8 protein-coding genes are annotated in these 12,848 nt (G+C 44.7%); 6 read left to right on the forward strand and 2 right to left on the reverse strand.

Annotation, left to right across the window (positions count from 1 at the left end; genetic code table 11):
• Positions 1–33 precede the first annotated feature (33 nt).
• A complete protein-coding gene (locus tag M1D71_RS12465; protein ID WP_074094894.1) occupies positions 34–1,002 on the reverse strand; it encodes a bile acid:sodium symporter family protein in 969 nt (322 codons plus the stop codon).
• Positions 1,003–1,144: 142 nt separating this feature from the next.
• Here M1D71_RS12465 and M1D71_RS12470 point away from each other — a divergent pair, with 142 nt between their 5' ends.
• The 5 genes from M1D71_RS12470 (at position 1,145) to M1D71_RS12490 (ending at position 9,311) form a co-directional block, all read left to right on the forward strand.
• Positions 1,145–1,615, forward strand: coding sequence for a DUF6376 family protein (locus tag M1D71_RS12470; RefSeq protein WP_458126697.1), 471 nt, complete (start codon positions 1,145–1,147; stop codon positions 1,613–1,615).
• Between the two features lie 194 nt (positions 1,616–1,809).
• The gene (locus M1D71_RS12475; RefSeq protein WP_458126698.1) at positions 1,810–2,565 is read left to right on the forward strand and encodes an SDR family NAD(P)-dependent oxidoreductase; all 756 of its coding nucleotides are present in this window, start codon (positions 1,810–1,812) and stop codon (positions 2,563–2,565) included.
• A gap of 482 nt (positions 2,566–3,047) precedes the next feature.
• The gene (locus M1D71_RS12480; protein WP_458126699.1) at positions 3,048–3,845 is read left to right on the forward strand and encodes a sulfite exporter TauE/SafE family protein; all 798 of its coding nucleotides are present in this window, start codon (positions 3,048–3,050) and stop codon (positions 3,843–3,845) included.
• A gap of 189 nt (positions 3,846–4,034) precedes the next feature.
• Entirely contained in the window at positions 4,035–6,416 is a 2,382-nt protein-coding gene (locus tag M1D71_RS12485) for a polyprenyl synthetase family protein (protein WP_458126700.1), read from the forward strand.
• A 267-nt stretch (positions 6,417–6,683) separates the two neighbouring features.
• Complete coding sequence (locus tag M1D71_RS12490) at positions 6,684–9,311, forward strand: PAS domain S-box protein (RefSeq protein ID WP_458126701.1); 2,628 nt, start codon at positions 6,684–6,686, stop codon at positions 9,309–9,311.
• A gap of 92 nt (positions 9,312–9,403) precedes the next feature.
• On the opposite strand, the gene M1D71_RS12495 is transcribed toward M1D71_RS12490, so the two are convergent.
• Complete coding sequence (locus tag M1D71_RS12495) at positions 9,404–11,170, reverse strand: ABC transporter substrate-binding protein (RefSeq protein WP_458126702.1); 1,767 nt, start codon at positions 11,168–11,170, stop codon at positions 9,404–9,406.
• Between the two features lie 143 nt (positions 11,171–11,313).
• Here M1D71_RS12495 and M1D71_RS12500 point away from each other — a divergent pair, with 143 nt between their 5' ends.
• Positions 11,314–12,549 (forward strand): MDR family MFS transporter, encoded by a 1,236-nt coding sequence (locus M1D71_RS12500; RefSeq protein WP_458126703.1) that lies wholly within the window; start codon positions 11,314–11,316, stop codon positions 12,547–12,549.
• Positions 12,550–12,848 lie beyond the last annotated feature (299 nt).

A 12,848-nucleotide genomic window follows, 5' to 3' on the forward strand; every position in this document is an offset into this window, starting at 1 on the left:
ATGTCGGCGTTTTTTAAACATTCCCGTATGTTGTTAGGCAGCGGATGTCTTATCCGACTTTTGCAGAAGCTGCGAGCGACGACCGAGCAGATAACCTGTCAGTGAAGCGAGCATCTGCTGGAATACCATGCCAAGCACGACCGGGACAGCAACAGGTGGCGGAAAATAGGAAACAGCGAGTACTGCGCCTGCGCTAATATTACGCATGCCTCCATTGAACACCAGAGCGACCTGATCGGCCTCATTCCAGCCCAACAATCGGGCAATGAAATAACTCAGCGCATAACCAAATGATGCCAAGAAAATAATGATGACCGCAAGACCAGCTAACTTCCAGTTGAAATCAGCCAAGTAGGGCGCAACGACAGATCCGTTAATCGCGACGACAGATGCCATGAACAATTTGGACAACGGATTCAATCTCGGTCCCCAGACCGGGACAATGGCGCCTTTGGTCCACTCATTCAGCAGCATACCGAGCAGGGATGGCACAACAATCATCCAGAACAGACTGCTCATCATGGCTGCCGTATCCAGTGTGACACTGGTCCCAATTAGCAGGGATAACACCCCGGGGACAACGAAAGGAGCAAGCATCGTATCAATCAGGATGATGGAGAGCGTAAGTGCGATATTGCCCCGATAGATGCTAACCCAGATGAAACTGCTTATTCCTGTCGGAATCACGGCTGCCAGAACGAGGCCCGTAATGGTGTACGCATCTGTAGGAAAGACCAGATGACCCATACCCAGAGCAATAAGTGGCATTGCCAAATGCAATATGAACAGACATACAAACAGGGGGAACGGCTTCTTCAGCACGTTCACAAAATCCCGTATCCCCAGACTGATGCTTCCAGCGAACGTCATGAACGCAAAGAGCCAAGGGGATAAAAAGGTATAAGAAGAAAGAAAACTCCCGCATAACACGCCAATAATAATGCTGATTGGGGTAATCAGTGGCATGATGCGGTTCAAGCGTTGGTTTAAGGCTTGAAGCATAATCATGACATCCCTTTACCGTGTGATTATACTATTATACATGTTAATAACGTTAGCTGCAGATCCATTTGCAATGAAGCTGCCTGAACAGGTATCATGGATTAGGAACAAGGATTTTGATGAGGAGAAGGGGGAGATGATCATGTTCAAGCGAAAAAGAAAACACACATTGATGATGACAGGCCTTATTGCATCAAGTATTCTGTTGATTTCGGCCTGCTCTGTCGTGGAGCAAGCCAATCAAAGTCTAAATTATGTGAGTGGGGCTACTGATTATATAGAACAGGTATCGAACGCCGGTGCTGATTTGCAAGAGCTCGCATCGAGTGCGGTGAATAATCCGGAGATAACCAATCAGATTCAGGAGAAAATCGATCTGATCCAAGCAGAAGCAAGCGAATTTTCCCAATTGACGGCACCCGCAATTGGAGAAAACATTCATGAGAATCTGGTCAGCTATAATACGCAATTAACCGAAGTCGTAGGCAATTTCGAGAATACGATAGCGGAACAAGGCTTTACGGCAGAAAATTGGGAGAAGACAGGGATTCCTGAACTGATCACCAACATCAATAACTTGAGAGATCCGCTAAGCGGACTTCAGGGTGAATAGGTTTAAAAAATCGTATATTTTAAAAGGGCGGGATATCGGAATGATTAAATTATCGATATGTTCGCTTTTTTTTATTATCCGAAAACGAATGTATATTTAATATTACAGGAGCTAGACTATATCATGTAATTATGAGATACATATGACATTTATCTCATATTGATACGAAGATTTTAACAAAGGAGAACTACGTCATGACTGATCACAATGGAAAAGTAATCATTATTACAGGTGGAGCGAGTGGTATTGGTAAAGAGACAGCACTTCAACTTTCGGGCCAAGGCGCGACTATTGTTGTCGCTGACTATAATGAGGATGGTGCGAAGAAGCTTGCCGCAGAGATTGAAGCAGCAGGCGGAACAGCAGGCGCGTACAAAGTGGATGTATCCAAAGGGGACGAGATAAAAGCCCTGATCGACTGGACAGTAGAGCAATATGGTACGCTAAGCGGTATTTTCAATAACGCAGGGATTGGGCTTGTGAAGCCATTTCTGGAGATGGACCCGGAATCCTATCACAGAGTCATTGATGTAGACCAGCATAGTGTGTACTACGGCATGTATTATGGTGCGAAAAAGTTGGTGGAATTGAATGTACAAGGTACCATTGTTAATACGGCTTCGATCTATGGAAGTGTTGCAGCAGTGGGCAGCTTCAACTACAATGCAGCCAAGGCTGCTGTTGTCATGATGTCCAAGTCCGGTGCACTGGAACTGGCTGAGCATGGAATTCGCGTGGTTGGTGTAGCACCTGGCTTTATCGAAACACCGATTCTGGGTGATGACCAAGCCATGAAGGATGCGCTTGCTACCCAACATATGCGTGGAGAGCTCATTCAACCGGAAAAAGTAGCCAGTGTGGTTACATTCCTGTTCAGTGAAGCAGCAAGTGCAGTGAACGGTACAACTATCGCAGTGGATGATGGGTTCCTCAGCTTCAAAACCAAATAAGCAAGGCTTATAAGGAAACTCATTTGATAAAAACAATAAAAACGGTGCAGAACGATTTATTCGTTTTGCACCGTTTTTGTATTTTTATTATAGGAGTAAACTTGGCATATGTTATAAATTAGTTTGTCGAATTATCCCGAAAATTCAGAGATCGTGATACAATTAGCAAGGCTGAATCTTTTTATCATTTTGTGGTGTGTCATACACAATTCGAACACCCAGAGAGCCATAGCTCTCTTCTTTGTAATGACATTGAGAACAAGTTTTCGTCGAGCATAACGCATCGTTGTGAACTTGTAATTTTTCATTGCATAGTGGACATTTATTTTCAAAAAGAGTCTTCAACACGTTAAACATGCTTAATCACTCATTTCGGATTAATTTACTTGGTTTTTATTATAACGGATAATATTCGCTGTGTATACCACTTTTAAGCTGAATTGAAATGAGATCTATATAGCAAGAAAGGAAGGGCATAACCGATGGATCTTCTGCTTTTTGTCATCATGTTTATACTGGGTCTGATCGGTTCGTTCTTCTCCGGTTTGTTGGGTATCGGTGGTGCCATTATCAATTATCCGCTACTGTTATATGTTCCATCCCTCATGGGATTGGAGCCGTTCTCAGCACATCAGGTATCATCGATCAGTATGTTTCAAGTATTCTTTGCTTCACTTGCTGGTGTGGTTGCATTCCGTAGTAAAATAAAAACGGGTAGAAGTGGTGGGGCTATCGTTCACCGCGGATTGGTGTTATACATGGGCTCCAGCATTCTTGCTGGCAGTCTGATTGGGGGCTTCATATCCGGTTATCTGGACGGAAGGGTTATTAATCTGATCTATGGCATTCTGGCTATCATCGCGATTGTTCTCATGCTGATTCCCGGGAAAGGAAAGCTTGAGACATCAGATCCGCTGGTGTATAACCGATGGATAGCGGCAGGTACTGCTTTTACAGTAGGCATTGTCTCTGGAATTGTTGGTGCGGGCGGTGCCTTTATTCTCATTCCCATCATGCTGACGATTCTCAACATTCCAGTACGGACGACGATTGCTTCATCACTGGCAATTGTATTTATCTCCGCAATTGGCGGCGTTATAGGGAAGATTACGGGTGGAGACATTCCGCTGGAACCCATCTTTTATACGGTAATCGGAAGTCTGTTAGGGGCATCCCTTGGTTCACGGGTTAGTTCGATGATCAATGTGAGGGTACTTCGGTATGCATTAATTGTACTTATTGCCATTACAGCGCTCAAAGTCTGGTCCTCCATTTTGTAAAATCATACACGTTGGCATGAACAATGGCGATTTCGTAACCAAACGGTTCGATCGCCGTATAAAGGTTATGAACATGAGCTGACGCGTTGGATACACCACCCGAATGAGTTCAGTTTTCGTCCATGGAGCACCTCACACTCCTTTCATGGATACATGTTTAACATTAATAGAAGTTGAGGTATCCACCCTATGAATAACGTACTTATAGATCAGGCTGATGCAGGATATCGGCTAGCTGAGCAGAAAGCATCTCAGTATTTTACTACACTTCAACAGCAACTTATGAATAATTCGTATACGACTGCACTCACTCAAGATATTCATGTATGGAAAAAAAAACATATTCATCGTTTTTCCTGGCTTTCTCTTTTATCACCAAGCAAAAGAAAACCGGATCCCCGGGATGTTCATAGATATATCCATTGGCTGAATGCGACAGGAAAGCTGGAGGATTACCTGGATCGGAGCATCTCATATATTTATATGCGGGATCTGGGGCAAGCCCTTGATTCTGCAGATACGCAGGTCCGAATTCAACACGTTGTCCGGAATACCAAAAAATACTTTATGCGCTCAGCTGCCGAACGCAAAGAACAGCCTGATTATATCAGTCTGGCTGCGTTGTACCGGTGGGGACAGAAGGAGCACATTGAAGCGGCTGTCATCTGGGTGATGAACAAATTAAAGAATGTAGCATCCAACATCCCGAAAGAGCTGGATGCAGAGCAGGCGCAGCGGAAGCTCATCAAGATCATTCTTGGCGTGGTCCTTCATGTGGACGATGAGATGAACGAGCAGACACCCCCTGAGGAACGGGCGCGGAGATTTGATGCGGCAATCCGACTCGGTTATTCGTACGGTTTGACCTATCCATTTGTAGATGACCTTCTGGATTCTCAGGCTTTAACTATTCAGGAAAAAGAACAATATTCCCTGATGATACGCGATGCACTTCTTACCGGAGTTGTACCCGATTTGGGAGAGTGGAAAGGCAGTAATCTGGAAGTGATTAGATATGTTCATTCCGAGCTTCGGGAAGCATTTGAGTATATTAAGAACTACCAGCGCCCGGAGACTCAGCGCACGTTCCTCGAGCAATCCTATGTGTTCTTTCAGTCTCAGGAGATCGATCGTAACAAGAAATTATCCAATGCGAATTATACGAATGAAGAACTGTACATTCCGATTATTATCAAATCATCTTCCTCCCGATTAATCGTTCGATCTGTTCTCAGTGCTCAAGAGGATGAAGGATTTGATCTGCGGACGTTCTATTACGGAATATACAATCAGCTTGCAGATGATTTTGCCGATATGTTTGACGATATGGAAGAAGGGGCAGTGACCCCGTATACGTACTATTTGAAATATCGAGACCTGCGTCCCGACTTGATTAATCCCTATGAATTGTACTGGGCAGTCATCTCACATCTGATCCATGATGTATATAACTCGGACGCCAAGACCCGCGAGGTCATACTCGATCGTGCCATTAACGGTCTGAAGCGTTGTAAAGAGCGCCTGGGTCAGACGAAATATGATGAAGTAATGATGATTTTTGCTTCCGGACAGCCCGAATTCAATCGATTGGTTCAACAGATGGTACGCAAAGCAGATGATGTCGATTTCCTCGATAAATTGTTACGGGATCAGGTCGTGCTTCAATTAAAGAATGACAAGCAGGAAAAAGAGGAGTTCCGCCAGACCGTTCGAACGGTTCGCGAACAGATTAATGTGGAGTTACAGATCAACAAGCCCGGTGGACTTCCCGAAATGAAAGAAACGCTGATCGATGCGGCCAATTACAGCTTGCAGGGAGATGGAAAAAGGCTTCGCCCCATATTGACGTGGGTTATGGGTGTGCGCGAGTATGGCTTACCTGAATCCTCCATCGTTCCGCTGCTTAGGTCGCTGGAGTACATGCATACTGCTTCCCTGATCTTCGATGATCTGCCCACCCAGGATAATGCTTCGACAAGGCGTGGTCGCTCCACGCTGCATCAGGTACACAATAGCGCCACAGCAGAGCTTACGGGTCTGTTTCTCATTCAGAAGGCGATTGGTGAGCAGTCATCATTGGATCACTTCGATGCGGCGACTGTGCTCACACTGATTCAATATTCAGCTGAAAAAGCAGAAGATATGTGCATGGGGCAGGCGATGGATCTGAACTCCAAAGGCAAGGCTTTGACGCTGGAACAGCTAAACATGATCTGTTTTTACAAAACAGGCATTGCCTTTGAGGCTGCCCTCGTCATGCCAGCCATTCTGGCTCAAGTAAAGGAACCGGAGATTGCAACCCTGAAGAAGTTCGCGTATCATGCGGGAATCGCCTTTCAGATCAAGGACGATTTGCTGGATTACGAGGGTGATCACCTTATCCTTGGTAAACCGGCAGGTCAGGATGAGCGGAACAATAATTCAACCTTTGTGTCCATTCTTGGTGATGAAGGTGCAAAGAAAGAGATGTGGGAGCATTATTGTCTTGCGACAGATGCATTGAACGAGATGCCGAAACCTATTCCGTTTTTGAGACATCTCTTGGATTATCTTATTGGTCGCGAGCGCTAACCCATTCTCACATTACGTGTTGCATATGACTTATAATGATATATAATGACAAAGGTCGGGATTCCATATTGATGGATTCCAGGCCTTGTTTGGTTTCATAGACACAAATCTTTTGGGAAGATATGCTTCAAAGGCTGAAGTTTTGGTTATTAAGCAGATATTATGGTTTTAAAACGGACCCATCCTTTCTGGAGCAACTTATATCCAGCAAAGTTTAAATTTCGACAATATATTACTTGAGTTTATATGCCAAAAGGAGAGTTTACAATGCAGGTTCAAAAGGTCGACCATCACGAATTGTTCGAGCAGATCTATAACCAAGCACCTATTGGAATTGCACTCGTTGCTCCGACAGGACAATGGATGAAAGTGAACCCTGCTTTTTGCTGTATGCTGGGTTTTACTAGTGAGGAGTTAATGGATCTCAGTTACCAGGATATTACGCATCCGGATGATTCTCCACAAGATGTGATCTATAACTGCGAGCTATTCGAAAGTAAATCTAAAGAGTATAAATATGAAAAGCGTTATATCAATAAAAAAGGTGACATCTTATGGACTTCATTGCATGTTTCATTAGTTCGTAGTGAAATTACGGATGAACCTCTTTACTTCATTTGCCATATAGTTGATATTACTGACCGCAAAATGTCCGAACAAAAGCTTCTGCATAGTGAAGAGATGTTCAAACTTATTACAGATCATGCTCAGGAGATCATCTATATTGCGGATCAGGAGGGCGTTTGTCGATTCTGCTCTCCCTCAGTCCAACGTTTACTGGGTTATTCGCCAGAAGAATTGATTGGTCAAAATAATAATGAAAATTTTCACCCACAAGATCTGGAACGGATCTCACAGATGGACTTGACTAAAGGCAATCTGTTGAATATTAGGGTCCGCCATAAAGATGGGCATTATCTGTGGTTTGAAACCACGTACAAGGTCTTTGGTGATGCTGAGCATGGACAGCAGATTCTTTCGATTGGACGAGATGTGTCCGAACGAAAAAAACATAAGGACATCAGTGCAGAGGCTGAACGCATCGCCTTAATTGGTAGTTGGGAGTGGGATATGGTCAAAGATCAGATCGCACTTTCAGATCAGATTTTTGAGATTTTTGAACTTGAACGCACCCGCAAATCATATTGTGCAAATGATGTTTTTAAAGTTATGAATGCTGCGGACATAGCCTCTTTACAAGAACAATTGGAATGGGTAAAACAAGGAAAACCGCTTGATTTTGAATACAAGCACAGTAGCTCTGATGGAAGTGAGAAGTATCTTCACTTACGCGGGCTGATCACGCTCGATGAATATCAGCAGCCAGTTCAGCTGAACGGAACATTACAGGATATCACGGAGCGCAAACGCATTGAATTCAAATTGCAAGAATCTGTGGAGCGATACACCTCACTTAAGAAATATAATCATGATGCCATTATCTCGTTTAACATGAATGGTAATATTATGAATGCCAATCCAGTAGCGGTGAAAATGACGGGCTGTCCCGTGGTCGAAATGATGGGCACAAGCATAAGCAGATTCATCGGGGCGAGTAATCTGGGTCTGATCCTGCGGAGTAATTATGAGATGGCTGAAAAGGAAATCAATGCTGTTCGTCATACAGATGGAACCGAGACAGAAGTCTTGGCTACGCTTGCTCCGATCATTATTAATAACTCCAATGTCGGGTTCTACTTGATTGCGAAGGATATTACGGAGCAGAAAAAACTGCTTGTCGCCAAAGAGACAGCCGAGAGAATGAATAAGGCCAAAAGTGAGTTTCTTGCGATGATGAGCCATGAAATTCGTACACCGATGAACGGTGTAATTGGGATGACGGATCTGCTTCTGGATACCCCTGGTCTTAGCGGGGAGCAGAAGGAATATATCGAAATCATCCAGAAGAGCGGAGATTCCTTACTGGCCATCATTAATGATATTCTTGATTTTTCCAAAATTGAGTCAGGCAAAACGGATCTGGTAGACGATCCTTTTGATCTCGCAGAAATCGTGACAGAGACCGTGAAAATCGTAAAACCACTGGCTCGCGAAAAGAAGTTGGATGTTCGTATGTGCGTAGATGACGCCATCCCGACTCCGGTGTATGGTGATGCTTACCGACTTAAACAGGTACTTACCAATATCATTGGCAACGCGGTTAAATTCACTTCAGAGGGCGGCGTTGAAATTGACGTTGGGATCAAGGAGCAGTGTGGCAATACCGTACTGCTTTATTTTAAGGTGAAGGATTCGGGTATTGGGATTCCGGGTGAGAGAAAACAACAATTATTTGAACCATTCTACCAACTGGAGAATTTCATGACCCGCAAACCTCAGGGCACGGGTCTAGGCCTTGCCATTAGCAAAAAATTGGTGGAGCTCATGCAGGGAGATATCTGGATCGAGGAATCGGATGAACCGGGTACAATATTTGTATTTACTGCTCGCTTTAAATTAACCAACGGTGAAGAGGGCAACAGATTAGATCAACAACAGAAGAAGAGCAGAACATCCGCCTTGCGAATTTTAATTGCAGAAGACAATGAAGTGAACCAGCTCGTCCTTAGCAGGATAATCGAGAAAAAAGGACATGTTGTGGATCATGTCGTGGACGGTGTTGAAGCGGTCGAGGCGGTCAAACACAATGCATACGATATTATCTTCATGGATGTGCATATGCCAAGGCTGGATGGATTCGAAGCGACAAAAATGATTAAAGAATTGAAGTCCTCTGAGGATTGTCCATATATTATTGCGGTGACTGCAAATGCCGTAAGAGGAGACATGGATAAATGCATGAAGGCAGGCATGGATGCGTATGTAAGCAAACCGATTAAGATCGAATCCATTATGCAAGCATTGGAGACCTATTACATGAAGTGTAATCTCTGAATGGACTAACACTTGATCGTTAAGAGATCCGCTAGCTTATCATTGATAAGTTAGCGGCTTTTTGTTTTTGACTTCACTCATGAAAAGGATGCCTATGGATTTTTGATCCACAGTTTGGAGATGTCCATATATCCGAATTCCGCTGTCTGCATGCCGAAGATGCTCTGATCCAGCTCAGCTTGCTTGTTCATGTGACAGCCATGCAAGATCCAACAGTGATCACGCAGTAAAGCTTCCGCTTCATCCAAGAGTTCTGTGCGGTCTGCCCGATGGAGCTGGGCGAAATGATCCAGTTTGTCATCCAACAGGGATTGGAAAGCAGGAGACATGCACATATGAAAATGATTGGACAGGTTTTTGAAAAAATGAATCATGCCGTACTGCCAGTCTTCCTCCAGGATCTCTTCAGTCAGGATCAATTGCGCGTTGGTAGTTTCCTCTGAGTTGAAATAATCCACAACGGCCTGCATGCTAATGTTCAGCCCGATGGACTGCGCACGATACTGGAACCACTCCGCAACGTCTGCATCCTTATTATGCTTATACGATAATGTTATCGTCTCACCTTGGTACCCACTGCGATAGAGTAATTCACGAGCATGCTCAAGAGAGGCAACTGTCCAGTCTTGGGCTGCACTTTTCCAGGGCAGGAAGCTGCTGGCTGGTGTGATCCGATTCCCACCGAGATCCTGAACAAGCGCAACCGAATCATAGACGATACGCAGGGCTTGTCGAAATAGGGGATGATGATGGATGCCTTCCTTGTGAAAATTGAACATCATATACTGACAACCCAGCGCAGGATAATTGATGCTATTGGTGTGATCACAACCGGTTGCCAGACTCAATCGATCTGTGCCCGGTAGCTCATAGTAGCGATCATTCGGACTCAGGTCTGGCACAAACCAGAAGTGGACTTGATCCAGATGCGGCCTGATGCCGTAGTATGCATCAAAAGCGGCAAGCTCCAGTACATCTTCATTCTGCTCTGTAATCTGAAAAGGACCAGTCCCCATCAAGGTATTGGCTACATTGTAATCGTAGGGCAGGATCGTCATCCGAATACAACTGAACAGATGCAAGAAAAACCGATTAGGACGACGAAGAACAAACTTGATGCAGTAATCACCAGCAACTTCCGCACGTTCGATATCCCGATACAACCAGATAGAGGGACTATTCACCTCAAACAATCGTTGCAACGTCGCTTGTACATCCCGGGACGTCATAACACGGCCATTGTGGAAACGTACACCTTTTCGGAGATAGAAGGTCCATAATCGATGGTCCTCACTGCACTCCCACATGTGAGCCAGAGCTGGCAGGAATGATTCCGTCTTGGCATCATAAGTGATCAATGTATTACAGACTTGACTCAGCAAATAGGTTTCAAATGCAGTATAGACAAAGGCGGGGTCCAGGTCGCCCAACTGGCGTGACCTCATGATGCGCAGGATATCCTGACCTGAAGCAGTTTCATTGTGACCGTGAAATCCCATCTGTTGATGGAGGGAGACCATAAGTTGTTCTCGCAGTGCATCATCCATCTGTACGTTTCCGATGAGTTCAATCGCGTCTTTCATTTTGCCTTTACCCAGAAGTTCCGTAAAACTCGCTTCCAGCGCCTCATTCATGCTACGCAGCATCGTTAGCTCCGAATGATGTCCACGACCACGTCCAGGTTGCCAATGGATGAAGCCCTGTTCCTCCAATTTTCTGAGAATGAATTTTACATTACGAGGGGTGCAGCACAAGGTGGCGGACAGGCTGTCAATCGTCACCGCTACAGGTTCATGAAGTTTGAAAGAAAGTTGTTCGGCCCCGGCGAGCCTTACAAAGTGAGTATGTATGGTATCCATGGTCACGGCTCCTCTATTAAGGGTGAAAAGTGTGATCATATGTTTACACTTTTATTTCCCCCTTTTATCCTTACAATTATACATTAGTAGAGGTTGTTCAAAAAGACGCATTGAAGCATTTAGAATGAATAGGAGAAGTTCGCATGAAGCAATATTTAAGGCAAATTCACCCCTTGGCATGGACGATCATTGTCGGTACCATGTTTGGACGTCTTGTGACGTCCATGAGTATCCCGTTTCTATCCATCTATCTGACACGTGTACTGGAGGCGACCCCAACACAGACCGGTATTACTGTTGCGGTCAGCTCGCTGGCAGGTGTGATGGTCAGCTTTTACGGAGGTTATATCTCGGACCGGATCGGTCGCAAAATCGTGATGTTAATCTCGGTATTTAGCTGGGCAGGTGTATTTTTTATTTTCTCAGCGGCAGAGCATCTATGGGTGTTCTTTGTGGCCAATACATTAAACGGGTTATGCCGTGCTGTATTTGAACCAACCTCAAGAGCACTATTATCGGATATTACTTCTCCGCAGAACAAATTGCTGGTATTCAACCTTAGATATGCTGCGATCAATCTTGGTGTGGTATTTGGGCCAATTATCGGCTTTCAGCTGGGGTCGTCAGAATCGACATTTCCGTTTGTGATTTCCGGTATGGTATACATAGCCTATGGACTTGTATTATTTCTGCAATTCAAGCTACAGCATGCCAATCTGCCTGAGCGTCACCAGGCTACCGCACCACGTTTGCGTGAAGCGCTGATGACCACCGGTCGCGACCGGGTATTTCTCCCGGTGTTGATTGGTACCACATTTTGTGTGCTGGGTTACGGACATTTCAGTTCTACGTTGGCACAGTACTTGGCGAGGAGTCCGATTTTTGAGAATGGAAGTCAGATGTTCTCCTACATGCTCTCCCTGAACGCCGTGACGGTACTGATTATTCAGTATCCACTAGTGAGAACTTTCCGAAACTTTCCACCTCTGGTGCCCCTGATTCTGGGTAATCTGCTGGTCGCAACCAGCCTGATGATGGTCGGAATTGCTGAGGGTGTACTCATGATGATGGTGAGTGTCATACTATTTACCATTGGGGAAGTACTGTTGTTCACGATGATGGATATGCTCATTGACCGGATTGCGAAGCCTGAATGGAAAGGAACGTATTTCGGGACGATCGGCTTCAATAATATCGGTAGTGTCATTGCTCCTGTCATGGGCGGGCTGCTGTTAAGTCAATTTGGAGCGGAGAATGGACTCGCTGTATTTATACCGATTGCGCTGACGACTGCACTCGGAGTACCTTTTCTCCTGATAGCACATAGACGTCTTGTCGCCAGAGAGAAGCATACAGAACCTACATCATTGAGTATGTAGAGGAACGTAGAAGTGTAATGACATGAATTAAATAACAATTAAGTTAAAATTATCTTGACGGATGTTAATTCAGCGAATACAATAAACAACAAATATGTGAAACGGGTGGGATGATGATTATGTTTATGCCGAACCAGATTTCGAATCGATAACTGAATACGCATGAGCATAGTGACATTAATCCAATTTTTTTTGCAATGATCGCGTTGGGACAGTCATGTTTGTGCACTCCTGTCGTGGACGCTCATCATTATTGCGATGCAGAGGAGAGTTGGGGAAATTCAGTGCATTTCATCCGA

The sequence above is a fragment of the Paenibacillus sp. Z3-2 genome, from assembly GCF_054161325.1.